Here is a 21,626-nt window from a genome sequence, read left to right as displayed (position 1 = left end):
GAATAGGATCATGAGTGAGAAACTCCGTCTTGGCATGAACATCGACCACGTCGCCACCGTGCGCAATGCGCGTGGTTCGGCCTACCCGGACCCGGTGCGCGCCGCGAAACTGGCCGAAGAGGCGGGGGCCGACGGGATCACCGCGCATTTGCGCGAAGACCGTCGCCACATCACCGACGCGGACATCGAGGCGCTGGTGACGAACCTTTCCGTGCCGTTGAATCTGGAGATGGCCGCGACCGACGAGATGCAGAAAATTGCGCTCCGGCACAAACCGCACGCCATTTGTCTTGTCCCCGAAAAGCGCGAAGAACGGACCACCGAAGGCGGGCTTGAGGTTGCGCGCGAGGAAAACCGTCTCGCGCATTTCATTGCACCTCTGCGCGACGCAGGCTCCCGCGTGTCGATCTTTATTGCCGCCGACAGACCCCAGATCGAGGCGGCGCATCGCATCGGTGCTGCGGTGGTCGAGCTGCATACCGGCGCCTATTGCGATCTCCATGCGGAAGGCAAATTCACCGAGCGCGACGACGAGTTGAAACGTCTCACCGACATGGCCGCTTTCGCCCATTCCTTGGGGCTCGAGGTCCATGCCGGTCACGGTCTGACCTATGACACCGTGCAACCCATCGCCGCCCTGCCGGAGATCGCCGAGCTGAACATCGGCCATTTCCTGATCGGTGAAGCGATTTTCCGCGGTATCATCCCGGCGATTCAGGAAATGCGTCGCCTGATGGACGAGGTGCGCGCAAGCCGGTAAGCTGACAGGATGAAAAACGCCCTGATTGCTGTATGGATCTGCCTTTCGTCTCTGCCTGCTCTCGCGGCCGAGATCACGCCTTGCGACTGGCGCGCCTCAAGCGCGGCTCTGGTCGAGCCTTGGGAAGACAACAGCCGCAGTTTCGCCAATGGCGCGATCCGCGTGGCCTTGCTCGACACGGTCGAACCGGCAGCCGCCGCGTTTCATCTCCTGATCCTGACCCCGCCCTATACGGCGTTGGGCGAACGTCAGTGCCATGTGATCTCTGCGGCGGAGGACATGGGCTATCTCTCGCTCGATTTCGCCGCGCTGAATGCGCGTTACGATCCCGCAACCGGCCTGACACTGGATCTGCCGGGGGAACGCTATGAGGGGGAGGCGGTCCTGCCCGTCACCCTCACCCTGCGGATCGACCAGAGCGCCCCCGACCTTGTCGTTTCCGAAGAGGTTCGCGTCGAATGATCCTCGGCATCGGCTCCGATCTCGCCAATATCGACCGCATCTCCGCAACGCTCGACCGTTTCGGCGAGCGCTTCAAGAACCGTGTCTTCACCGAGGTCGAACAGGCCAAGGCCGAACGCCGCCGCGATGTGGCGGGCACCTACGCCAAACGCTGGGCCGCCAAGGAGGCCTGTTCCAAGGCGCTGGGCACCGGCCTTGCCATGGGGATTTCGTGGAAGGACATGGCGGTCAACAACCTCCGCACCGGGCAACCGGTGATGGAGGTCACGGGCTGGGCCAAAGAGCGGCTTGAAGAGATGACACCGCCGGGACATGAGGCGATCATCCATGTCACGCTGACCGACGATCACCCTTGGGCGCAGGCTTTCGTGGTGATCGAGGCCCGCCCGATCCCGGAATAACCCTATAAAACCCCGCCTTCACGGGCGTTTGCCTTGACTCCCTCTCGCGCGCCTTTCATATCCCGCATGACGTAAAACCGTTTCTCCCAAAGGACGAGAAGATGAGCAGCACCAAGGACAGTCTGGTCGAAACCATCAAAACCGTGGTCTACGCGCTGTTGATCGCGGGTATTTTCCGGACGTTGTTCTTCCAGCCCTTCTACATCCCGTCCTCCTCGATGAAAGACACGCTGCTGATCGGCGATTTTCTTTTCGTCAATAAGATGAGTTACGGCTATTCGAAATGGTCCTGCCCGAAGCTGGTGAATTTCCTCTGCCCGATCTCCGGGCGCATCCTCGGGCATGAGCCGGAGCGCGGCGACATCGTTGTCTTCGAACATCCGACCCAGCACCGCACCTTCGTCAAACGTCTGATTGGCATGCCCGGCGATCAGGTTCAGATCCGCGATGGTGTGATCTTCCTCAATGGCGAAGAAGTGCCGCAGACGCCGGATGGGGCCTTTATCGAAACCTTCGAAAAGCAAGGCGCTGCGGGCCATTACCCGGCCTGTTCCAACACGCCCGGCGAAGGCGGCGATTGCATCAAAGAGAAATATATCGAAACCCTGCCGGGCGGGCGTCAGCATTCGGTCCTCAACATTCGCAACATCTCGCTCGACAACACGCCGGTCTACACCGTTCCGGAAGGCAATTACTTCTTCATGGGCGACAACCGCGACAACTCCGCCGACAGCCGTCTGGCACAATCGGCGGGCGGTGTCGGTTTCGTTCCCGAAGAATACCTTCTGGGCAAAGTGAGCCGCGTGATGTTCTCCTCCGCCGGCTCCCGCCTTGTCTATTTCTGGGAGTGGCGCAAAGACCGCTTCTTCAAGGCTCTCCAGTGAAGATTTCCGCCGATATAAGTGCGTTCCAGACGCGGCTCGGGCATGAGTTTTCTCAGCCCGAACTGCTGCTGCGCGCGCTCACCCACAGTTCGATCTCCTCGCCGACCCGCCCCGACAACCAGCGTCTCGAATTCCTCGGCGACCGGGTGTTGGGCCTGACCATGGCGGAGGCCCTGTTCGAGAAAGACAAATCCGCCTCCGAAGGTCAGCTCGCGCCGCGGTTCAACGCGTTGGTGCGCAAGGAAACCTGCGCCGATGTGGCCCGTCAGATCGATCTTGGTGCGGTGCTGAAACTCGGGCGCTCCGAAATGATGTCGGGCGGGCGCCGCAAGGAGGCGTTGCTGGCCGACGCGATGGAGGCGGTGATCGCCGCCGTTTACCGCGATGCCGGTTTCGAGGTGGCGAAGGCGCTGGTGCGCAGGCTGTGGGGCAAACGCATCGACCGGGTCGAGGACGACGCCCGCGATCCGAAAACCGCGCTTCAGGAATGGGCGCAGGCCCGCGGTCAGAAACCGCCGAGCTATGTCGAGGTGTCGCGCAAAGGCCCGGATCACGCGCCGGTCTTTACCATTGCCGTCACGCTGGAAAGCGGCGAGTCTGAGCGTTCAGAGGCCCCGTCCAAACGTCAGGCCGAACAAGCCGCCGCCAAGGCGCTTTTGCAAAAACTGGAGGCCTCGAATGGCTGAGACCACACGCGCGGGCTTTGTCGCCCTGATCGGCGAACCCAATGCCGGGAAATCGACGCTTCTGAACCGTATGGTGGGCGCGAAAGTCTCCATCGTGACGCATAAGGTGCAAACCACCCGCGCCCGCATTCGCGGTGTCGCGATGGAAGGCGACAGCCAGATCGTTTTCGTCGACACGCCCGGTATTTTCAAACCCAAACGCCGCCTCGACCGCGCCATGGTCTCTGCCGCCTGGGGCGGGGCTGCGGATGCCGACATCGTCGTGCTTTTGATTGAGGCGCATAAGGGTATCACCGAGGGCGTTGAGGCCATTTTGGCCGCTTTGGACGAGCATTCGAACCCGAAGCAGAAAATCGCTTTGGCGATCAACAAGATCGACATGGTCGACGTGGAGAAGCTCCTCGCGCTGGCCAAAGGCATGAACGAACGGCGCAGCTTCGTGGAGACCTTCATGATCTCCGCCGAGAAGGGCAAAGGCGTCGACGATCTGCGCAAATGGCTCGCCCGTGAGCTGCCGGAAAGCCCGTGGCTTTACCCCGAGGACCAGATCGCCGATCTGCCGATGCGCATGATCGCGGCCGAGATCACCCGCGAGAAACTGACCCTCAACCTGCATCAGGAATTGCCCTATCAGCTCACCGTCGAGACCGAGCAATGGGAAGAGCGTAAAGACGGCTCCGCCCGTGTCGATCAGGTGATCTACGTTTCTCGGGACGGGCACAAAGGGATCATTCTCGGCAAGGGCGGCGAGACGATCAAACGCATTTCGCGCAGCGCGCGTGAGGAGCTTTCGGAGTTTCTGGGCCGCAAGGTTCACCTGTTTTTGCAGGTGAAAGTGCGCCCGAACTGGCTTGAAGAGGCGGAGCGCTACGGCGAAATGGGGCTCGATTTCAAAGACGGAAACTGAGCCCCGCAGGAGCCGTTTAATCCCCCTTTTGCGCTTTCTTGAATTTCGCCAGAGCAACCATGTTTGCGATGAAATTCACCAGCAAAAGCGCGAAGCCGACGAAGGTGAGCATCATCGCCGGACCCGGCGGCAGGCCCATGAGCGTCGGCGCCACGACCAAGGCGGCGCCGAGGAGCATGAGGACGAGAAGGATCGGGTTCGGTTTGTATTTCGGTTCAGCCATGAATTGGTCCTTGAAACGGGTTTCGAGTGCGGTTCGATGGTTCCACGAAAAACGGCTCCGCCTGCGAAATCAACGTATTTACCTTAGGTAAGGACAGAAAGTGCGACTGACGGCTGAAATTTGGGTCTCTGCCTATCTGACGCGCTTGCGGCTTGCGGATATTCCGGCCTTCGTTGTGAAAAAGGGCGACGCCACGGCGGGGGCCGTGATGGTCAAGCTCAACACGCTCGACGGGCGGGCCAAGGTCTTTCAGCGGGAATTCAATCTGATGGAAGATCGCCGCGAATGGGTGTTGCTGACCGAGGGCGAGGAACGCGCCGTGGATGCGTCGCTTGCCAAACAACGGTCTTTCGATCCCGATCTCTGGATCATCGAGGTGGAGGACCGTTTGGGCCGCACGCTTTTGGATGAGCCGGGCCTCAGCGATTGACTGCGCGCCCTTCGCAGGTCAGGGTTTTATGAGTATTTTTGCCAACGAAAAGCCGGAAGACGCATGATCGAGTGGCGCGATGAAGGGGTGGTCTTGTCCGTCCGCAAACATGGCGAGACCTCGGTGATCGTCGAGGTCTTCACCCCCGATCACGGGCGTCATGCGGGCGTGGTGCGGGGCGGCATTTCGCGCAAGATGACGCCGCATCTGCAACCGGGCGGGCAGGTCGCCGTGACGTGGAAAGCCCGGATCGAGGATCATCTCGGGATCTTTACCTTCGAGCCGGTGAAAAGCCGCGCGCATGTGCTGGGCGATCCTCTGGCGCTGGCGGGCATGTCGGCGACGGCGGCGATGCTGTCCTTTCTGCTGCCCGAACGTGAGCCCCATGGCTATCTCTATGTCGACAGTCTCGCGTTGTTCGACCGGATCGGCACCGACCCGATGTGGCCCTTGGCCTATCTTCATTGGGAAGTGTCGCTCTTGGAGGAATTGGGCTTCGGTCTCGATCTCTCGTCCTGTGCGGTCACCGGTTCGCCCGACGATCTGATTTACGTTTCGCCCAAGACGGGGCGTGCTGTGTCCCGACAGGGCGCGGGCGACTGGGCGGACCGGCTTTTGCCCCTGCCGCAATGTCTTTTGGGGCAATCGTCCCTCGATTTCACAGAGATCGGTCAGGGGCTTTTGACCACGGGGCATTTCCTGACCAAAATTGCCGCCGAACTGTCGGACCGGCCTTTGCCCGCTGCCCGCGATCGCTTCCTTGACCGGCTCGCAAAAAAGGCGGCGCAGGAGGCACCGCCTTTCTAAGCGTCTTTCTGTCAGGTTCAGCCCAGCAAACGTCGTGCAATCACCTGCGCCTGAATCTCGCCCGCGCCTTCGAAGATGTTCAGAATGCGCGCATCGCAGAGAATGCGGGAAATCTGATACTCCAGTGCAAAGCCGTTGCCGCCATGGATTTGCAGCGCATTGTCCGCCGCAGCCCAAGCGACCCGCGCGCCCAAGAGCTTCGCCATCCCGGCCTCAAGGTCGCACCGGTGCCCGTGATCTTTCTCCCAAGCGGAGAAATAAGTGAGCTGACGTGCCACCATGATCTCGACGGCCATCATCGCCAGCTTGCCGGAGACACGCGGGAATTCGATCAGCGATTTGCCGAATTGCTTGCGGTCCTCGGCATATTGCATGCCCACCTCAAGCGCGTTCTGCGCCACACCGATCGCACGCGCGGCGGTCTGGATACGGGCGCTCTCAAAGGTCTCCATGAGCTGTTTGAAACCCTTGCCCTCTTCGCCGCCCAGAAGGTTCTCGGCCTTCACCTTGAACCCGTCAAAGCCCAGCTCGTATTCCTTCATGCCGCGATAGCCCAGAACCTCGATCTCGCCGCCGGTCATGCCGGGGGTGGGGAAGGGGTTCTCGTCGTCGCCGGGCGTTTTTTCGGCGAGGAACATCGACAGGCCTTTGTAATCCGTGGTGTTCGGATCGGTGCGGGCCAGAAGCGTCATCACATGGGTGCGCGCGGCGTGGGTGATCCAGGTTTTATTGCCGGTGATCGTGTAGGTCTCGCCCTCTTTCACCGCGCGCGTGCGCAGGGACCCGAGATCAGAGCCGGTGTTCGGCTCGGTGAACACGGCGGTCGGCAGGATCTCGGCGGAGGAGAGCTTCGGCAGCCATTGCTGTTTCTGCTCTTCCGTGCCGCCGCCAAGGATCAGCTCCGCCGCGATCTCGGACCGCGTGCCCAGAGAACCGACGCCGATATAGCCGCGCGACAGCTCCTCCGACACCACGACCATCGCCGCTTTCGGGAAGCCGAATCCGCCGTATTCCTCCGGGATCGTGAGGCCAAAAACGCCCAGCTCCGCCAGTTCCTCGATGATCTCCATCGGGATGAACTCGTCCTTGAGGTGCCATTCATGGGCGAAAGGCACGACCTTCTCATCGGCAAATCGGCGGAACTGATCGCGGATCATTTCCAGATCGTCGTCGAGCCCCGAAGCGCCAAAGGTCGCATGGCCCGCATTGTCCCGCATCAGCTCGACAAGACGGCTGCGCGCGGCGATGGAATTGCCGTTGAGCATCAGCTTGACCACCTCGTTATGGCTCGGCTGCACGATGCCAAGGCCAAGATCGGCGGGGCGGCAAATTTCGCCCTGGTTCATCGGGATGCCGCCGTAAATCTGGCTGAGGTATTCCCCGAAGGCGATCTGATGGATCAGTTGCTCCATCTCGCCGAACTTGCCCTCCTCAGACAGGCGCTCGGCCCATTTCTGCATCTGTCGCAGGCTCTCGACATAGGTCGCAAGCCAGGCAAGCCCGTGCGCCGCCGTCTGATTGGCCTCAAGTTTGCGTCCGGAAATCCGCTCGCCGTCGAGAAACTCCGTGCGCAAAGCGGCGCGGGCACGGTCAAGAAGCGCCTCGGCCGGTCCGACGGAAGCCGCCGTCAGGGTCAGAAGATCGGGCAAAATCGGGTTCGACATGGTCAGCTCCTGTTGATCAAGGGCCATGGGAATCTCTCCTCCTCGGGGTCTTGTGTCTGTCTAATCACTTCGCAGTCGCAGCGCAATAATATTTTCTCTTAAGGTTTTATTTTGACGTAATATGTCGCAATGAAATTCAGAGCCTCGCTGGACCAATAAAACCGTATCGCTGGCTGCATCGACATGCCGCCTTGGCCCTGTACAGCGACCGTCCTCCGGCCCTATCAGGGGCCATGATCGACAGCCTTCTCTCCCTCCTCACCTTCCCGCAGGTTCTCGCGGCCCTCGTCATCGCGCTCTTGGCGGGGTTCGTCAAAGGGGCGACGGGCTTTGCCATGCCGATGATCATTCTCTCCGGGCTTGGCTCCTTTCTGTCGCCCGAACTGGCGCTGGCGGGGCTGATCTTTCCGACCGTCGTCTCCAATGTCTGGCAGGCGTTGCGCGGCGGTGTCGGGGAAGCGGTGGAGGCGGCGATCCGTTACAAGCTCTACATCGCCGCTCTGCTGGTGATGATCATGCTCTCGGCGCAGCTCGTCGTGATCCTGCCGCAATCCGTGGTCTTCCTGTCGCTTGGGGTGATCGTCGTCCTGTTGGCGAGCTACCTGTTGATCGGGCGGGCGCTGACCATTCCCGAGCATCACCGCAGTTTCTACGATTTGGGTCTGGGTGCGATTTCCGGTGTGATCGGTGGCATTGCCGGGGTCTGGGGGCCGCTGACCGTCGCCTATCTCACCGCCGTGGACACGCCGAAAAAGCTCCAGATCAAGATCACCGGGGTGATTTTTGGCGCGGGCGCGATCACGCTTCTTCTGGCGCATTTGCGCTCTGGCGTGCTGAACGCCCAGACCATTCCGCTTTCCGCCATGCTGCTGCTGCCTGCGGTTCTGGGGATGGCCGTGGGGCAATGGGTGCAGGATCGGCTGGACCAGAAGAAATTCAAACGCGCCACGCTGTTCGTCCTGTTGATCGCGGGGGCGAACCTGATCCGGCGCGGGCTGTTTTAAAGACGTGGCGGTTTAATTCCGTTTTGCTGCCTCAAGCCGTAACTTGATCTCGGCCACCTTCGGATTCAGCGACATGAGAAAGGCGGCAATCGCCTCCGGCTCGCCGTCTTCCAGCCAGATCTCCGGCATCTGGTCGATGCCCTTTACCGCCATCGTCACGTCCTTCAGGATCGACCCCTGGATGTCCGGCCCGTTCTCTCCGAGCGCCTCTTCGCCATGACAGGCGGAGCAATAGTCGAGAAACGCCTGCTGTCCCGCCGCAATCAGCGCGGGGTCCGTGAGGCCGGTCTCCTCGGCAAAGCCGGGCAGGGCGAAAAGGCATAAGGCGAGCAGGTATTTCATGCCGCCTGTCTGCCAGATCGCGGTGACATCCTTGTGACGGACAAAAGAAAACGCCCCGGCCGAAACCGGGGCGCTGAATGTCGCAGTCTCGCAGAGACTTACTTGATCGCGGCGGCTTTCACGTCGTCGTCGATATAGGGCAGGTACTGCTCGAAGTTCTCTTTGAACATTTTCACGAGCTTCTCGGCCTGCGCATCGTATTCCTCGTTCACGCTCCAGGTCTTGCGCGGGTCGAGAAGGACGTCGGCCACATCCGGCACGGAGACCGGCACTTCGAAGCCGAAGTTCGGGTCGGTGCGGAATTCGACGTCATGCAGCGAACCGTCGAGAGCGGCGTGCAGCAGGTTGCGGGTTGCCTTGATCGGCATCCGCGAGCCGGAGCCGAAGGCCCCGCCGGTCCAGCCGGTGTTCACCAGCCAGCAGGTCGCACCGTGCTTCGCGATTTTTTCGCGCAGCAGGTTGCCGTAGGCTTCCGGGCGACGCGGCATGAACGGTGCGCCGAAGCAGGTGGAGAAGGTCGGGATCGGTTCCACGACGCCCACTTCCGTGCCGGGGGTCTTCGAGGTGAAGCCGGAGAGGAAGTGATACATCGCCTGCGCCGGGGTCAGACGTGCGATCGGGGGCAGAACGCCAAAGGCGTCGCAGGTCAGAAGAATGATGTTCTTCGGATGGCCACCCATCGCGGTGTCGGACGCGTTGGAGATATACTCCAGCGGGTAGGCACAGCGCATGTTCTCGGTCAGCGAGCTGTCCTTGAAGTCGAGCACTTTGGTGTGCTCGTCGTAGACCATGTTCTCGATCACGGTGCCGAATTTGAAGGTCGTGGCGTAGATCTCCGGCTCGGCTTCCGCCGAGAGGTTGATCGTCTTCGCGTAGCAGCCGCCTTCGAAGTTGAACGTGCCCTTGTCGGACCAGCCGTGCTCGTCGTCGCCGATCAGGACGCGGGACGGGTCGGCGGAGAGCGTCGTCTTGCCGGTGCCGGACAGACCGAAGAAGATCGCGGTGTCGACCGGGTTGTTCGGCGCGTGGTTGGCGGAGCAGTGCATCGCCATGATGCCCTTGCCCGGCAGGATGTAGTTGAGAAGCGTGAACACGCCCTTCTTGTTCTCGCCCGCATATTCGGTGTTGCCGATCAGGATCAGCTTTTTCTCGAAGTTCAGCGCGACGACGGTCTCCGACCGGCAGCCGTGACGTTCCGGGTCGGCCTTGAAGGACGGCACGTTGATGACGGTGAAATCGGCGGTGAAATCATCGAGCTCCTTGAGCTCCGGACGGCGCAGCATGGTGCGGCAGAACAGACCGTGCCACGCGAGCTCGGTGATCATGCGGACATCGAGACGATTTTCCGGGTCGGCGCCGCCATACAGATCCTCGACGAAGAACTCGCGGCCCTTCATGTGCTCAAGCATATCGGCGTAGAGCACGTCGAATTTCGCCGGGTCCATCGGCTTGTTGTTTTCCCACCAGATCGTGTCTTCCACGTCCGGAGTGCGCACAACGAATTTGTCTTTCGGAGAGCGCCCGGTGTGCTCGCCGGTGCTCACGAGGAAAGAACCCCCTTGGCCAAGCTCGCCTTCGCCACGTTTGATCGCTTCCTGGATCAGCGCGGGCTCAAGCAGGTTGTAATAGACAGTGCCAAGCCCGGTAATGCCTTGGTCCTCAAGAGTGAAAGCCGGGTTCACGCGTCCGGTCGTCATATGCAAAGCTCCCTCGCCGTGTCCTTGACGGCGTCTGTGGATAACATTTGATGGCGCGAAAGGGCCATTCGCGCCCGGGGCGGCCATGCGCCCGACGGTTGTGCTATATCACGCTTGTCGCTGTCGTAAACAGGACACAGGTCAAGGTTAGCGCAACCATGACCGAGGTAGCGCAAACAGATCAAACCCCTTCTTTTGCGGGCATAAAATCCATGCAGCCGGAATGGCCGGATGAGACATATTAGTCATTCCTTGTCTTTTTTGTCTTTCCATGGCTTTCAGTGCCGCAACTGATTCGCGGTTTCGCTTGATTTGACCTCGGGAAACGCGGAGTATGGCACAAAAAATGAACCAGTTGAGCAGTTGAAGGGAACCGACCATGTCTCGTATCGCCTTGGTTGATGACGACCGGAATATCCTGACCTCCGTGTCCATGACCCTGGAAGCCGAGGGCTTCGAGGTTGAAACCTACAATGACGGGCAGTCGGCCCTCGACGCATTCAACAAACGCCTGCCGGATATGGCCGTCTTCGACATCAAGATGCCGCGTATGGACGGCATGGACCTGTTGCAGCGCGTGCGCCAGAAAACCAACATGCCGGTGATTTTCCTGACCTCGAAAGACGATGAGATCGACGAGGTTCTGGGGCTGCGCATGGGCGCCGACGACTACGTCAAGAAACCGTTTTCCCAGCGTCTTCTGGTCGAACGCATCCGCGCGCTTCTGCGTCGTCAGGAGGCGATCGCAGGCATCGACGTGGTCGAGACCGAAGACACCAAGGTCATGGTGCGCGGCGAGCTGGAAATGGACCCGCTGCGTCACGCGGTGACCTGGAAAGGCAACGATGTGACCCTGACCGTCACCGAATTCCTGTTGCTTCAGGCTCTTGCGCAGCGTCCGGGCTTCGTGAAATCCCGCGATCAGCTGATGGATGTCGCCTATGACGATCAGGTCTATGTCGACGACCGGACCATCGACAGCCACATCAAGCGTCTGCGCAAGAAAATGCGCTCCGCCGATCCCGACTTCTCCGCCATCGAAACGCTTTACGGCATCGGCTACAGGTATAACGAGGAATAATGTCGTTTTCTTCCGGCACGGATCGCGCCGCTAAGCGTAGCACCGAGGACACGGATGTGGTGCTCGGCGACGACTGGGTTGCGCCGCGCACACTCGATGCGGATTTGCGCGCGAAGCGGGAGCGTCGCCGTTTCATCGCCGTGAACCGTTCGCCTCTGGCGCAGAAGATCATCACCTTCAACCTTGTCGCGATCATCCTGATGGTCGCTGGCATCCTCTATCTCAACCCGTTCCGCGACAGCCTCGTGGTGCAGCGCGAAATGGCGATGGTCACCGAGGCGGCGCTGGTGGCCGATATGCTGGAGCTGACGGCGGGCAAGGACGGCGCGCTCACCGCGGATGGCGGGGCAGAGGACATCGCCTCCGTGCTGCAAGTGCTGGAACTGCCGCTGCGCGAACATGTCTTCGTCTACGATACGACGGGTCGCCTGATCGCCTCGACCGAGGGCATGGCGCGTGTCGAAATGGCACAGGTGGCGGGGATCGAGCGCAATGATCGCTCCACCGTGATTTCCGATTTCCTCAATGGCATCTGGTCGGCGGTGACGCTCAGCAAAGGTGCGCAGGGTACACAGATTTCCGACGCCAAGGAACATATCGCGGGTCTTGCCGGTCAGGCGCTCAACAATGAAATTCACGTCAACACCAGCGTCAGTGCCGAGGGCTTCACGGTCTTCACCGTCGCCGCGCCGGTCACCGTCGAGGCGGAGGCGGGCAAACAGACCATCGGGGCGATCGTGCTCACCTCCGGCGAGGGCGAAATCGATGAATTGGTCCGGGTCGAGCGCGAGCAGATTCTTCAGGTCTTCGTCATTGCCATTCTGGTCTCCATCGGTCTGAGTCTCGTTCTGGCCTCGACCATCGCCAACCCGCTCGCGGATCTCGCTGCCGCCGCCGAGATCGGGCGCGACAAGAACAGCCGCAAGGTGGCGCCGGGTCGCGTGCGCATTCCCGACCTGTCGGGCCGTCCCGACGAGATCGGACGCCTGTCCTCGGCGCTCCGGGGCATGGTATCCGCGCTTTACGACCGGATCGACGCCAACGAACAATTCGCCGCCGATGTCGCCCATGAGATCAAGAACCCGCTGGCCTCGCTGCGCTCCGCAGTTGGCTCGCTCAGGATGATCAAGAAAGAGGAACACCGCGCGAAACTGCTCGATGTGATCGAACATGATGTGCGCCGCCTCGACCGTCTGGTCTCCGACATTTCCAACGCCTCACGGCTCGACAGCGAGTTGGTGAAGGAGGAAGAGGAAGAGTTCAACCTGATCCAGATGCTGAGCAACCTGATCGACTACCTGTCGCAGGAGGCGCAGGAGAAGGGTGTCGAGTTCATCTCCGACATGCCCGACAAGCCGATCGTGATTTCCGGTCTGGAGGCGCGTCTGGCGCAGGTCTTCGTCAACCTGATCACCAATGCGGTCTCGTTCTGCGAGGATGGCGATGCGATCCGGGTCTGGGTCCGCAAACGCGATCACCGGGTGCTGATCGTCGTCGAGGACACCGGTCCGGGCATCCCCGAAGAGGCGCTGACCAAGATCTTCAAACGCTTCTATTCGGAGCGTCCCGAAGGTCAGTTCGGCAATAACTCGGGTCTCGGTCTTGCGATCTCGAAACAGATCGTCGAGGCGCATGGTGGCGTGATCTGGGCCGAGAATATCCGCCCGACCGATGCCGACATCACCTCCGATCCGCTTGGGGCGCGTTTCGTCGTCGGTCTGCCGGTCTGAGCGATGGAGAGCGAGGGCGCGCCGCTCAATCTGCATGCCTCCTGTGTTGCGCTGGATGAAAACGCAGCACTCCTGATCACCGGCCCCTCCGGATGCGGCAAGTCCACGCTGGCGCTCACCCTCATGGGGTTCGGCGCGCATCTGGTCGCGGATGATCGCACCGAACTGACGCGCGCAGGCGACACCCTGATTGCCAAGGCACCGGAAACGATCTCCGGCATGATCGAGGCCCGCGGGGTCGGGCTTCTCTCCGCCCCGGCGCTGTCACATGCGCGCATCAGGGCGGTGGTCGATCTGTCTCAAACTGAACCCAACCGCTTGCCTCCGGCGCGGGAAACGGCTCTGATCGGTGTCTCGATTCCCGTGTTTTTCAAGGTCGAGGGCCCCGGTTTCGCCCCCGCCCTGATCCAATGGCTCAAAGGAGGCCGGTGCGCGTGAGCACTCCCGAGGGTGTCCAGATCGCCCAGACCCAGATCACCCAGACCAAGACACCGCAACGCGTGGTGCTGATCACCGGCCCGTCGGGTGCCGGACGCTCCACTGCGATCAACGCGCTGGAGGATCTCGGTTACGAGGTGATCGACAACCTGCCGATGTCGATCCTGCCGCGGCTTCTCGAAGGCGAGGGGCTGAGCCGTCCGCTGGCGCTGGGTCTCGATGTGCGCAACCGCGATTTCTCCGTCAACGGGCTGATCGAGGTGATCGACGATCTGAGCCGCGATCCGGGCTGCGAGGCCGAGGTGCTCTATCTCGATTGCGCGCCCGAGGTGCTGATCCGCCGCTATTCCGAAACCCGCCGTCGTCACCCTCTGGCCCCTGCCGAAACCGTCGCAGACGGCGTGGCGCGGGAGGTCGATCTGCTGGTGCCGATCCGGACGCGGGCCGACATCCTCATCGACACCTCGGAGATGACACCGCATCAGCTGCGCGACGAGATCGAACGTTGGTTCGCCGAGGGGCGGGAGGCGGAAATGGCCGTCTCCGTTCACAGTTTCTCCTACAAACGGGGCATGCCGCGCGGCGTCGATATGGTGTTCGACGTGCGGTTTCTGGCGAATCCCTATTGGGACGCGCCCCTGCGCGGGTTGAACGGCACGGATGCCCGTGTGCAGGACTATGTCCAAAACGACCCGCGTTTTGCGGCGTTTTTCGATAAGGTGCTGGAGCTGACACTGCTTCTGCTGCCGGCCTACAAGGAAGAGGGCAAGAAACACCTCTCCATCGCGTTTGGCTGTACCGGTGGGCAACACAGATCGGTCACGCTGGCCGAAATTCTCTCCAAAGCCCTTGCGGAACATAATTGGCCGGTGTCAATAAGGCACAGGGAACTTGAACGCCGCCAGGGCGGCAACTGATCGGGGTATGGGCGTGATCGGAATCGTCATCGTCGCGCATGGAGGGCTGGCCAGGGAATATCTGGCCGCCGTGGAACATGTCGTGGGCAAACAGACGGGGATCGAGGCGATTTCCATCGAACCCGATCACGACCGCTCCATGAAACAGCGCGAGATTTGCGAAGCGGCCGACGAGGTCGACACCGGCGACGGTGTGGTCGTCGTCACCGATATGTTCGGTGGCAGCCCGTCGAACCTCTCGCTGATGGCCTGTCATCACGATGACAGAAAAATCATTTACGGCGCGAACCTGCCGATGCTGATCAAGCTCGCCAAATCGCGCCACAAATCGGTTGCGGAAGCGGTCGGCAGTGCATTGGATGCAGGCCGTAAATACATCGACAGTTTCGATGTGCAGGGCCGCTAATATAGAGGGCCGCTGAGCCGAAACGTCTTGAGGAGGGCACATGGCGTCTGTGACACGCACACATGAGATCGTGAACGTGAAGGGGCTGCATGCCCGGGCGTCGGCGAAATTCGTGGAAACCGTCGAGGAGTTCGACGCCGAGGCCCATGTCTCGAAAGACGGGCTGAGCACCGGCGGCGACAGCATCATGGGGCTTTTGATGTTGGCAGCCTCGAAGGGAACGACTATTGACGTCACCACGACGGGTGCCGATGCGGCGGCTCTGGCCGATGCGATCGAGGCCCTGATCAAGGACAGATTTGGCGAGGATATGTAAAGTGTCTCACCCCGAAGACCAAGGGACGGAGATCCACGCCCCGAAACCAGGTGACCCGGATTTCGTGCGCTATGACGGGCGCAAGCTGTCCTACGCCGGGACGTTTTCCGATCCGTCCAAGGTTGCGGTGATCCGCACCATCGAATGGGTGACCGGCAAACTGCCGCTGCTGCGCCGCATTCGCCGGTTCGAACGGATGGGCACGCCGATGGGCCAGCCGTTCTTTTCCCAAGCGCTGAAGGTCATGGGGATCGAGGTGAAGACCCCCGCCGAACAGATCGCCAAGATCCCGGCCACCGGCCCGCTCGTGGTGGTGGCCAACCACCCGCACGGTCTGGTCGACGGACTGGTGATGGCCGAGCTGATCGGCCAGGTGCGCACCGATTACAAGATCCTGACCCGCTCGCTTCTGACCGGCATTCAGGAGATCGACCCGTTCATGTTGCCCGTGCCGTTTCCGCACGAGCCCGACAGTCACCGCGAGTCGATCAAGATGCGCAACGAGGCGATGGAGACTTTGAAAGCCGGGGGGGTGATCATCCTTTTCCCCGCTGGCGCCGTGGCCTCGTCGGAGACCTGGTGGGGGCCGGTGAAGGAAAAACCGTGGAACCCGTTCACCGCCAAGATGGTGTTGAAATCCGGCGCGACCGTGTTGCCGATCTATTTCCCGGGACGCAACACGCGGCTCTATCAGATCGCCGACAAGATCGCCGCGAGTTTTCGTCAGGGGCTTTTGCTGCATGAGATCGCTCATGCGCTCGACAAGCCGCAGTCGCCGGTCATCGGCGATCCGCTGACGCCTGTCGATCTCGAACCGTGGCAATCGAAGACCCGCGAGTTCATGGACTGGATGCGGTCGCACACGCTGGCTTTGGGTGGGCGCACGGACTGAGGCGGGGCGGATTTCTGCCCGACAAAAGTCCGACAGAAGTCCGACGCAAATCCGACAGTCAAAAGGGGCCCTTGAGGCCCCTTTGTTTTGCGTCGGTCTTAGCGCGTCGGCACGGGCGTTTCGCCCCGGTAATCGTAGAACCCGCGCTGGGTCTTGCGCCCGAGCCACCCGGCCTCGACATATTTCGTCAAAAGCGGGCAGGGCCGGTATTTCGTATCGGCCAACCCGTCGTGCAGCACGTTCATAATCGCCAGACAGGTGTCGAGCCCGATGAAATCCGCCAACTCCAGCGGTCCCATCGGATGGTTCGCGCCAAGCTTCATCGACTCGTCGATGGATTTGACCGATCCGACCCCTTCGTAAAGCGTATAGACCGCCTCGTTGATCATCGGCATCAGGATGCGATTGACGATGAAAGCCGGGAAATCCTCGGCGGAAGCGGCGGTTTTCCCGAGCGATTCGACCACACCCAAAAGCGTCTTGTAGGTTGCTTCATCGGTGGCGATGCCGCGAATAAGCTCGACGAGTTTCATCACCGGCACCGGGTTCATGAAGTGGAACCCCATGAATTTTTCCGGCCGGTCGGTGCGCGACGCAAGCCGGGTGATCGAGATCGACGAGGTGTTGGAGGTCAGGATCGTCTCGGGTTTCAGATGTGGCAGCAGGCGTTCGAAAATCGCGTTCTTGACGTCCTCGCGTTCGGTCGCCGCTTCGATCACCAGATCGGTCTGCCCGAGGTCTTCGAGTTTGAGCGTCGTGCTGATCCGTGCAAGTGCTGCATCCCGTTCATCCTGCGTGATTTTTTCGCGGGACACCTGCCGGTCGAGGTTGCGTGTGACGGTCACGACGGCCTTGTCCAGAGCGTCCTGAGAGATGTCGTTGAGGAGCACCTCATAGCCTCCGAGCGCGAAGACATGGGCGATGCCGTTGCCCATCTGACCGGCGCCGACGACGCCTACTTTCCTGATGCCCATGACGCTTCTCCTTGGAATGACTTGGCCAGAGTTTACGCGCGCTGCAAGGCCCGGTTCAAGGGGTAAGACAGCGAGGCTGACCTGTAAAATTCACGACGAATTGTCGGTTTAGCGATTTCGCAACCTGTCTCTGCGAATCTGGGCCTTGGGTGAAAATACGAACCAGTGGGTGGACACATGGCTTACCAAAACATGGGCGAAGGCGCCCTCAATTATAATCCGTGCCGCTATGGCAAATCGAAACTTCTATTCCGGGGGCCGCAAAAAGACCTCGATGAGCCCTATGTCGCCTTCCTTGGCGGGACCGAGACCTATGGCAAATATGTCGATGTGCCCTTCACCGATCTGGTCGAGGCGGGTGCGGGCATCGAGACCGTGAACCTCGGCTGTGTGAATGCCGGTGTCGATGTGTTCCTGAGCGACGAAACCGTGCTCGAGATCTGCAAGAAATCAAAAATGACGGTGCTGCAAATTTCCGGCGCACAGAACATGTCGAACCGTTTTTATGCCGTGCATCAGCGTCGCAACGACCGCTTCCTGCGCGCCTCGACTTTGCTTCGAACAATCTATCGTGAGGTCGATTTCACCGATTTCAACTTCACGCGGCACCTGCTTCAGACGCTCGCTCACGCGTCGGAGGAGAAATTCTTCATGGTGCGTCAGGAGCTGCGCGATGCTTGGGTGGCCCGGATGCGCACCATGGCCATGAAACTTCACGGTGAGCTGATGCTGCTCTGGATTTCCGACCATTCTCTGGATGATCAGACGGCCTGCGATGCAATCGGAGCCGATCCGCTGTTCGTCAATCGCGAGATGATCGAGGAGATTCGTCCCTTGGTCAAAGACGTGGTGGAGGTGGTCGCCACGCCCGAGGAGATCAAGCAGGGCTATGATCTCATGGTTTATTCCGATCTGGATGCCCCGGCGGCGCGCGAGATGCTCGGCCCCGTCGTCCATTCCAAGGCCGCAACGGCGCTTCAGGATGCGCTTGCCCCCTATGTGTGAAACACGGGGTGAGCCGGACAGCAAAAAGCCCGCCGTTCTGGCGGGCTTTTTGTCTTCTCTCAAAGCGCGTTTCAGAGCTTCTCGGTCAGTTCCGGCACGGCCTGGAAAAGGTCCGCGACGAGGCCGAAGTCGGCGACCTGGAAGATCGGGGCTTCTTCGTCCTTGTTGATCGCAACGATGACCTTCGAGTCCTTCATCCCCGCAAGGTGCTGGATCGCACCGGAGATGCCGCAGGCGATGTAAAGCTCGGGGGCCACGACCTTGCCGGTCTGACCGACCTGCCAGTCGTTCGGGGCGAACCCCGAGTCGACCGCCGCGCGAGACGCACCGACGGCGGCACCGAGCTTGTCGGCGAGCTTTTCGATGATGGCGAAGTCCTCTTCCGAGCCGACACCGCGCCCGCCGGAGACGACGATCTTGGCGGAGGTCAGTTCCGGGCGGTCGCTTTCGGCCACCTTGTCCTCGACGAAAGCCGACAGGCCTTTGTCGCCCGCGCTGGCAGCCGTTTCGATCGCGGCGGAGCCACCGACCCCAGCCGCCTCGAAGGTCGAGGTGCGGAAGGAAATGACTTTCACCGCATCGCCGGATTTCACCGTCTGGATCGCGTTGCCGGCATAGACCGGGCGTTTGAACGTATCGGCGTCCACAACCTCGATCACGTCGGACAGGACCATCACGTCGAGAAGTGCGGCCACGCGCGGCAACACGTTCTTGCCGGTGGTGGTCGCAGGGGCGGTGATGTGGGAATAGCCGCCCGCCAGCGAGACGATCAGATCGGCGAGGTTTTCCGCCAGCCCGTGGGCATAGGCGGCATCGTCGGCGACCAGAACCTTGGCCACACCGTCGATTTTCGCGGCCTCATCGCCCGGCGCGCCACAGACCAGAAGGGTCACATCGCCGAGTTTCGCGGAGGCGGATACGGCTTTCGCTGTGGCATCGAGCGCAACCGTGCCGCCCGCCACTTCTGCAAGACAGAGAACAGCCATCAGACGAGACCTCCCTCTTTGAGTTTCGCAACAAGCTCATCGACGGAGCCAACCTTGATCCCGGCTTCCCGTGCGGCGGGCTCTTCGGTTTTGACAACCGTCAGGCGCGGGGTGGTATCGACGCCGTAATCGGCGGCGGTTTTCTCGTCGAGCGGCTTTTTCTTCGCCTTCATGATGTTCGGCAGCGAGGCGTAGCGCGGCTCGTTGAGGCGCAGGTCGGTGGTCACGATGGCGGGCAGGTTCACGGAAATGGTCTGAAGACCGCCGTCCACCTCGCGGGTCACAACCGCCTTGCCATCCGCAATCAACACTTCGGAGGCAAAGGTCGCCTGACCCCAGCCCAGCAGGGCCGCAAGCATCTGACCCGTCGCGTTCATATCGTTGTCGATGGCCTGTTTGCCGAGGATCACCAGTTCGGGGGCCTCTTCCGCGACGATCTTGGCGAGGATTTTCGCCACTGCGAGCGGCTCGATATCGACGCCCTGATCCTCGGTCACGAGAATGCCGCGATCCGCGCCCATGGCGAGCGCGTTGCGGATCGTATCCGTGGCTTTTTTTTCGCCGATGGAGACCACCACCACCTCGGTGGCGACTCCCGATTCCTTGAGGCGAATGGCCTCTTCCACAGCAATCTCGTCGAACGGGTTCATCGACATTTTCACGTTTGCAAGATCGACACCCGTGCCATCGGTCTTCACTTTGACCTTCACGTTGTAGTCGATCACGCGTTTGACAGGCACAAGCACCTTCATTGCGTAAACTCCCTATAGTCCCCCGTTTTCGGGGATGCTCAAAAGCTCTCCGGCGTTGTTGTTAGCCGTTTGCTGATGCAGAAAATAGCCCCTAACGGCAAAAAGACGCATCCTGAACGTCACGTTCGGGACATTTTGTGTCGCAGCGTCATTTTTGGAGAACGGCTTAGCGGTTGGCCCCCGGAACCCAGAGAACATCCGCCCGGCCATCGTCATTCGCCATCCGCGCGGCACAGAACAGCCAGTCCGACAGGCGGTTCAGATACTTGATCGCCGCCGGGTTCACGTCGCCGTTTTCCTCAGAGGCGAGTTCGGTTGCGATCCGTTCGGCGCGGCGCGCCACGGTGCGGGCGTGATGAAGATGGGCAGACAGGGGCGTGCCCGCCGGAAGGATAAAGCTCCGGAGCGGTTCGAGCACGGCGGTCATGGCGTCGATCTCGGTTTCCAGTCGCTCGACCTGCGCGTCGATGATGCGCAGGACCGGGTAGCCCGCTTCGGAATCGGCGCCCATGTTGGGCCGTGCCAGATCTGCGCCCAGATCGAACAGATCGTTTTGAATGCGGGACAGGGCCGCGTCGGTTTCGCCTTCGGCATGAAGCCGGGCAAGGCCGAGGATCGAATTGGTTTCGTCGACTGTGCCGTAAGAGGACACGCGGGTTGCATGTTTCGGCGCGCGGGACATATCGCCCAAGGACGTGTCGCCTTTGTCGCCGGTGCGGGTGTAGATCTTGTTCAGAACAACCATGTCAATTTCCAGATTTGCGCAGGGCCACGTAAATTACCACAAGGATCACCGCGCCCAATTGCGCGAGGATGCGGGCCTGCATGAGTTTGTTGGAGCGTTTCGCCCCCTCGACACCGCCACGTCCGAACTGGGCGATGCCAAGGGCGAGAATCAGCACGACGACCAGACAGGCCGCGATGATGACGGTGAGAAATGTGTCGGACATGAGCGGCTCCTCCTCGCTGAGTTCCGTGCCGAAGTCTTGGGTGTCTCATCAGACATAGCGCGTTTGCGCGTCTGAACCTAGCCTTTCGCCATCATCCATTCGCTGAGCCGTGCGGGCAGAAAACGCAGGGCGAGGGCGGTAAACACGGTGACTTTTGTCACCGGGTAGCGGGCCTTCGGATTGCGATCCTCAAGGGCGCGCAGGAGCTTCTCGGTGACCGCTTCGGGGCCAAGTTCAAAGGCATCCGGTTTGGTCGTGTCGGCATGAAGCCTTTGGGTGAGCTTGGTGTAGCGGTCGGATTGCGGGCTGCTTTGCCAGTCGATCCAGCGGTCGAATTGTTTGCGCGAATTGAGCCGGAAATCGGTGCGGATCGGGCCGGGCTGAATGAGTGAGACATGCACACCCGTGCCGCGCATCTCAAGGCGAAGCGCGGTTGTCAGCGCTTCAAGGGCATGTTTCGTGGCCGAATAAGACCCACGGAATTTCGTGGTCATGAAGCCCAGCACGGAGGAACATTGCACGATTCGCCCGTGCCCCTGTTCGCGCATCACGCGCGTGGCGCGTTGGGTCAGATCGTGCCAGCCGAAGAGATTGGCTTCGAAATGCTGGCGCAGGGCCGCAACAGGCAGGTCTTCGATCAGGGCGGGGATCGCATAGGCGCCGTTGTTGAACAGCGCATCGAGCGTCCCGTCGGTGCGCGCCATGACCTCCGTCCATGCGGCTTCGATGGAGGCGGGATCTTCGTAGTCGAGGCGGAGAGACTCAAGCCCTTCGGCGCTCAGGCGTGTCACATCCTCTTCGGACCGGCAGGTTGCGAAGACCCGCCAGCCCAGCGATTTCAGATGATGAGCGGCATGATAGCCGATGCCGCTGGAGCAGCCGGTGATCAGAATGGTGCGCATGAAAAAGCCT

28 protein-coding genes are annotated in these 21,626 nt (G+C 61.0%); 17 read left to right on the top strand and 11 right to left on the bottom strand.

What is annotated here, in order from left to right; translation table 11 throughout:
* Positions 1–10: 10 nt before the first annotated feature.
* From V1471_RS13165 to era, 6 genes are all read left to right on the top strand, one after another.
* Positions 11–760, top strand: coding sequence for a pyridoxine 5'-phosphate synthase (locus tag V1471_RS13165; RefSeq protein ID WP_434289366.1), 750 nt, complete (start codon positions 11–13; stop codon positions 758–760).
* A 9-nt stretch (positions 761–769) separates the two neighbouring features.
* Positions 770–1,222: a hypothetical protein gene (locus tag V1471_RS13160; protein ID WP_434289364.1), complete on the top strand. Its 453-nt coding sequence runs from the start codon at positions 770–772 to the stop codon at positions 1,220–1,222.
* The gene (gene acpS, locus V1471_RS13155) at positions 1,219–1,623 is read left to right on the top strand and encodes a holo-ACP synthase (RefSeq protein ID WP_434289362.1); all 405 of its coding nucleotides are present in this window, start codon (positions 1,219–1,221) and stop codon (positions 1,621–1,623) included. The genes V1471_RS13160 and acpS overlap by 4 nt, the downstream gene beginning before the upstream one ends.
* A gap of 101 nt (positions 1,624–1,724) precedes the next feature.
* Positions 1,725–2,507, top strand: a complete 783-nt coding sequence (gene lepB, locus V1471_RS13150) for a signal peptidase I (protein WP_434289360.1) — start codon at positions 1,725–1,727, stop codon at positions 2,505–2,507.
* A complete protein-coding gene (gene rnc, locus V1471_RS13145) occupies positions 2,504–3,193 on the top strand; it encodes a ribonuclease III (RefSeq protein WP_434289358.1) in 690 nt (229 codons plus the stop codon). The genes lepB and rnc overlap by 4 nt, the downstream gene beginning before the upstream one ends.
* Positions 3,186–4,100 (top strand): GTPase Era, encoded by a 915-nt coding sequence (gene era / locus V1471_RS13140; RefSeq protein ID WP_434289356.1) that lies wholly within the window; start codon positions 3,186–3,188, stop codon positions 4,098–4,100. Before rnc ends, era begins: the two co-directional genes overlap by 8 nt.
* Before the next feature lie 16 nt (positions 4,101–4,116).
* Here era and V1471_RS13135 read toward each other — a convergent pair whose 3' ends face one another.
* Positions 4,117–4,323, bottom strand: coding sequence for a hypothetical protein (locus V1471_RS13135; RefSeq protein ID WP_434289354.1), 207 nt, complete (start codon positions 4,321–4,323; stop codon positions 4,117–4,119).
* 100 nt (positions 4,324–4,423) lie between these two features.
* Here V1471_RS13135 and V1471_RS13130 point away from each other — a divergent pair, with 100 nt between their 5' ends.
* Both V1471_RS13130 and recO read left to right on the top strand, forming a co-directional pair.
* Entirely contained in the window at positions 4,424–4,753 is a 330-nt protein-coding gene (locus V1471_RS13130) for a DUF1491 family protein (protein WP_434289352.1), read from the top strand.
* 63 nt (positions 4,754–4,816) lie between these two features.
* A complete protein-coding gene (gene recO, locus V1471_RS13125; RefSeq protein ID WP_434289351.1) occupies positions 4,817–5,560 on the top strand; it encodes a DNA repair protein RecO in 744 nt (247 codons plus the stop codon).
* Between the two features lie 17 nt (positions 5,561–5,577).
* On the opposite strand, the gene V1471_RS13120 is transcribed toward recO, so the two are convergent.
* The gene (locus V1471_RS13120) at positions 5,578–7,251 is read right to left on the bottom strand and encodes an acyl-CoA dehydrogenase family protein (protein WP_434289349.1); all 1,674 of its coding nucleotides are present in this window, start codon (positions 7,249–7,251) and stop codon (positions 5,578–5,580) included.
* A gap of 206 nt (positions 7,252–7,457) precedes the next feature.
* Here V1471_RS13120 and V1471_RS13115 point away from each other — a divergent pair, with 206 nt between their 5' ends.
* A complete protein-coding gene (locus V1471_RS13115) occupies positions 7,458–8,228 on the top strand; it encodes a sulfite exporter TauE/SafE family protein (RefSeq protein WP_434289347.1) in 771 nt (256 codons plus the stop codon).
* A 12-nt stretch (positions 8,229–8,240) separates the two neighbouring features.
* Here V1471_RS13115 and V1471_RS13110 read toward each other — a convergent pair whose 3' ends face one another.
* The 3 genes from V1471_RS13110 to V1471_RS13100 form a co-directional block, all read right to left on the bottom strand.
* Positions 8,241–8,570: a c-type cytochrome gene (locus tag V1471_RS13110; RefSeq protein WP_434289345.1), complete on the bottom strand. Its 330-nt coding sequence runs from the start codon at positions 8,568–8,570 to the stop codon at positions 8,241–8,243.
* A 98-nt stretch (positions 8,571–8,668) separates the two neighbouring features.
* On the bottom strand, positions 8,669–10,267 hold the full coding sequence (locus V1471_RS13105; RefSeq protein WP_434289343.1) for a phosphoenolpyruvate carboxykinase: 1,599 nt from the start codon (positions 10,265–10,267) through the stop codon (positions 8,669–8,671).
* 147 nt (positions 10,268–10,414) lie between these two features.
* Complete coding sequence (locus tag V1471_RS13100) at positions 10,415–10,648, bottom strand: hypothetical protein (RefSeq protein ID WP_434289341.1); 234 nt, start codon at positions 10,646–10,648, stop codon at positions 10,415–10,417.
* Between V1471_RS13100 and V1471_RS13095 the strand changes: the two genes are divergently transcribed.
* The 7 genes from V1471_RS13095 to V1471_RS13065 are packed head-to-tail and all read left to right on the top strand — an operon-like array spanning position 10,647 to position 16,047.
* Positions 10,647–11,348, top strand: coding sequence for a response regulator transcription factor (locus V1471_RS13095; protein WP_434289339.1), 702 nt, complete (start codon positions 10,647–10,649; stop codon positions 11,346–11,348). The two genes, V1471_RS13100 and V1471_RS13095, sit on opposite strands and share 2 nt — an antisense overlap.
* Positions 11,348–13,078: an ATP-binding protein gene (locus V1471_RS13090; RefSeq protein WP_434289338.1), complete on the top strand. Its 1,731-nt coding sequence runs from the start codon at positions 11,348–11,350 to the stop codon at positions 13,076–13,078. Before V1471_RS13095 ends, V1471_RS13090 begins: the two co-directional genes overlap by 1 nt.
* Positions 13,079–13,081: 3 nt before the next feature.
* A complete protein-coding gene (locus V1471_RS13085; RefSeq protein WP_434289336.1) occupies positions 13,082–13,516 on the top strand; it encodes an HPr kinase/phosphorylase in 435 nt (144 codons plus the stop codon).
* A 35-nt stretch (positions 13,517–13,551) separates the two neighbouring features.
* Positions 13,552–14,433 (top strand): RNase adapter RapZ, encoded by an 882-nt coding sequence (gene rapZ, locus V1471_RS13080; RefSeq protein ID WP_434290940.1) that lies wholly within the window; start codon positions 13,552–13,554, stop codon positions 14,431–14,433.
* A 13-nt stretch (positions 14,434–14,446) separates the two neighbouring features.
* A complete protein-coding gene (locus V1471_RS13075; RefSeq protein ID WP_434290938.1) occupies positions 14,447–14,839 on the top strand; it encodes a PTS sugar transporter subunit IIA in 393 nt (130 codons plus the stop codon).
* 40 nt (positions 14,840–14,879) lie between these two features.
* On the top strand, positions 14,880–15,155 hold the full coding sequence (locus V1471_RS13070) for an HPr family phosphocarrier protein (protein ID WP_434289334.1): 276 nt from the start codon (positions 14,880–14,882) through the stop codon (positions 15,153–15,155).
* Between the two features lies 1 nt (position 15,156).
* The gene (locus V1471_RS13065; RefSeq protein WP_434289333.1) at positions 15,157–16,047 is read left to right on the top strand and encodes a lysophospholipid acyltransferase family protein; all 891 of its coding nucleotides are present in this window, start codon (positions 15,157–15,159) and stop codon (positions 16,045–16,047) included.
* A gap of 98 nt (positions 16,048–16,145) precedes the next feature.
* On the opposite strand, the gene V1471_RS13060 is transcribed toward V1471_RS13065, so the two are convergent.
* A complete protein-coding gene (locus V1471_RS13060; protein WP_434289331.1) occupies positions 16,146–17,021 on the bottom strand; it encodes a 3-hydroxybutyryl-CoA dehydrogenase in 876 nt (291 codons plus the stop codon).
* A gap of 177 nt (positions 17,022–17,198) precedes the next feature.
* On the opposite strand from V1471_RS13060, the gene V1471_RS13055 reads away from it, so the two are divergent.
* Entirely contained in the window at positions 17,199–18,026 is an 828-nt protein-coding gene (locus V1471_RS13055) for a DUF6473 family protein (protein WP_434289329.1), read from the top strand.
* A gap of 71 nt (positions 18,027–18,097) precedes the next feature.
* Here the strand turns inward: V1471_RS13055 and V1471_RS13050 are convergent, their stop codons facing one another.
* The 5 genes from V1471_RS13050 to V1471_RS13030 form a co-directional block, all read right to left on the bottom strand.
* Positions 18,098–19,012: an electron transfer flavoprotein subunit alpha/FixB family protein gene (locus V1471_RS13050; protein ID WP_434289327.1), complete on the bottom strand. Its 915-nt coding sequence runs from the start codon at positions 19,010–19,012 to the stop codon at positions 18,098–18,100.
* Positions 19,012–19,764 carry an electron transfer flavoprotein subunit beta/FixA family protein gene (locus tag V1471_RS13045; RefSeq protein ID WP_434289326.1) on the bottom strand — a complete coding sequence of 251 codons (753 nt, stop codon included), beginning with the start codon at positions 19,762–19,764 and terminating at the stop codon, positions 19,012–19,014. Before V1471_RS13045 ends, V1471_RS13050 begins: the two co-directional genes overlap by 1 nt.
* Before the next feature lie 166 nt (positions 19,765–19,930).
* The gene (locus V1471_RS13040) at positions 19,931–20,509 is read right to left on the bottom strand and encodes a cob(I)yrinic acid a,c-diamide adenosyltransferase (protein WP_434289324.1); all 579 of its coding nucleotides are present in this window, start codon (positions 20,507–20,509) and stop codon (positions 19,931–19,933) included.
* A gap of 1 nt (position 20,510) precedes the next feature.
* On the bottom strand, positions 20,511–20,714 hold the full coding sequence (locus tag V1471_RS13035; protein WP_434289322.1) for a twin transmembrane helix small protein: 204 nt from the start codon (positions 20,712–20,714) through the stop codon (positions 20,511–20,513).
* 77 nt (positions 20,715–20,791) lie between these two features.
* Positions 20,792–21,616 (bottom strand): SDR family NAD(P)-dependent oxidoreductase, encoded by an 825-nt coding sequence (locus tag V1471_RS13030; protein ID WP_434289320.1) that lies wholly within the window; start codon positions 21,614–21,616, stop codon positions 20,792–20,794.
* Positions 21,617–21,626: the final 10 nt, after the last annotated feature.

Origin of the sequence: Celeribacter sp. SCSIO 80788 (genome assembly GCF_051054295.1) — a bacterium.
Taxonomy (GTDB): domain Bacteria; phylum Pseudomonadota; class Alphaproteobacteria; order Rhodobacterales; family Rhodobacteraceae; genus Celeribacter.
Note: the sequence above shows the minus strand (reverse complement) of the source record. Positions and strands in the feature narration are given on the sequence as shown.

Coding starts and splice junctions, on each gene's coding strand:
- V1471_RS13165 (WP_434289366.1), top strand. CDS start 11: ATGAGTGAGAAACTCCGTCTTGGCATGAACATCGACCACGTCGCCACC.
- V1471_RS13160 (WP_434289364.1), top strand. CDS start 770: ATGAAAAACGCCCTGATTGCTGTATGGATCTGCCTTTCGTCTCTGCCT.
- acpS (WP_434289362.1), top strand. CDS start 1,219: ATGATCCTCGGCATCGGCTCCGATCTCGCCAATATCGACCGCATCTCC.
- lepB (WP_434289360.1), top strand. CDS start 1,725: ATGAGCAGCACCAAGGACAGTCTGGTCGAAACCATCAAAACCGTGGTC.
- era (WP_434289356.1), top strand. CDS start 3,186: ATGGCTGAGACCACACGCGCGGGCTTTGTCGCCCTGATCGGCGAACCC.
- V1471_RS13135 (WP_434289354.1), bottom strand. CDS start 4,323: ATGGCTGAACCGAAATACAAACCGAACCCGATCCTTCTCGTCCTCATG.
- recO (WP_434289351.1), top strand. CDS start 4,817: ATGATCGAGTGGCGCGATGAAGGGGTGGTCTTGTCCGTCCGCAAACAT.
- V1471_RS13120 (WP_434289349.1), bottom strand. CDS start 7,251: ATGGCCCTTGATCAACAGGAGCTGACCATGTCGAACCCGATTTTGCCC.
- V1471_RS13115 (WP_434289347.1), top strand. CDS start 7,458: ATGATCGACAGCCTTCTCTCCCTCCTCACCTTCCCGCAGGTTCTCGCG.
- V1471_RS13110 (WP_434289345.1), bottom strand. CDS start 8,570: ATGAAATACCTGCTCGCCTTATGCCTTTTCGCCCTGCCCGGCTTTGCC.
- V1471_RS13105 (WP_434289343.1), bottom strand. CDS start 10,267: ATGACGACCGGACGCGTGAACCCGGCTTTCACTCTTGAGGACCAAGGC.
- V1471_RS13095 (WP_434289339.1), top strand. CDS start 10,647: ATGTCTCGTATCGCCTTGGTTGATGACGACCGGAATATCCTGACCTCC.
- V1471_RS13100 (WP_434289341.1), bottom strand. CDS start 10,648: ATGGTCGGTTCCCTTCAACTGCTCAACTGGTTCATTTTTTGTGCCATA.
- V1471_RS13090 (WP_434289338.1), top strand. CDS start 11,348: ATGTCGTTTTCTTCCGGCACGGATCGCGCCGCTAAGCGTAGCACCGAG.
- V1471_RS13085 (WP_434289336.1), top strand. CDS start 13,082: ATGGAGAGCGAGGGCGCGCCGCTCAATCTGCATGCCTCCTGTGTTGCG.
- V1471_RS13070 (WP_434289334.1), top strand. CDS start 14,880: ATGGCGTCTGTGACACGCACACATGAGATCGTGAACGTGAAGGGGCTG.
- V1471_RS13060 (WP_434289331.1), bottom strand. CDS start 17,021: ATGGGCATCAGGAAAGTAGGCGTCGTCGGCGCCGGTCAGATGGGCAAC.
- V1471_RS13055 (WP_434289329.1), top strand. CDS start 17,199: ATGGCTTACCAAAACATGGGCGAAGGCGCCCTCAATTATAATCCGTGC.
- V1471_RS13050 (WP_434289327.1), bottom strand. CDS start 19,012: ATGGCTGTTCTCTGTCTTGCAGAAGTGGCGGGCGGCACGGTTGCGCTC.
- V1471_RS13045 (WP_434289326.1), bottom strand. CDS start 19,764: ATGAAGGTGCTTGTGCCTGTCAAACGCGTGATCGACTACAACGTGAAG.
- V1471_RS13040 (WP_434289324.1), bottom strand. CDS start 20,509: ATGGTTGTTCTGAACAAGATCTACACCCGCACCGGCGACAAAGGCGAC.
- V1471_RS13035 (WP_434289322.1), bottom strand. CDS start 20,714: ATGTCCGACACATTTCTCACCGTCATCATCGCGGCCTGTCTGGTCGTC.
- V1471_RS13030 (WP_434289320.1), bottom strand. CDS start 21,616: ATGCGCACCATTCTGATCACCGGCTGCTCCAGCGGCATCGGCTATCAT.